Annotated in this window: 1 protein-coding gene; it reads left to right on the forward strand. The window is 51.3% G+C overall.

Annotated features, from left to right (window positions below):
- On the forward strand, positions 1-328 hold a 328-nt coding region (locus C5J24_RS31665), incomplete at its 5' end, for an ABC transporter permease (protein ID WP_172724213.1).
- Positions 329-386: the final 58 nt, after the last annotated feature.

The following is a 386-nucleotide window of genomic DNA, read 5'->3' on the forward strand; positions in this document are numbered from 1 at the left end:
GCTGTATATCATCATTGCCACCGGAATGGGGCTGCTGATCTCCACCTTTATGAAAAGCCAGATTGCCGCCATTTTCGGAACGGCGATTATCACGTTGATCCCGGCGACACAGTTTTCCGGGATGATCGATCCGGTAGCTTCGCTGGAAGGGCCTGGACGTTGGATCGGCGAGGTTTACCCGACCAGTCATTTTCTGACTATCGCCCGCGGGACGTTCTCGAAAGCGCTGGATCTGACTGATTTGTGGCAACTTTTTATCCCGTTACTGATAGCCATCCCGCTGGTGATGGGCTTAAGTATCCTGCTGCTGAAAAAACAGGAGGGATGATGCGCCATTTACGCAATATTTTTAATCTGGGTATCAAAGAGTTGCGCAGTCTGCTCGG

The sequence above is a fragment of the Neorhizobium sp. T25_27 genome, from assembly GCF_002968565.1.
GTDB lineage: Bacteria > Pseudomonadota > Alphaproteobacteria > Rhizobiales > Rhizobiaceae > Neorhizobium > Neorhizobium tomejilense.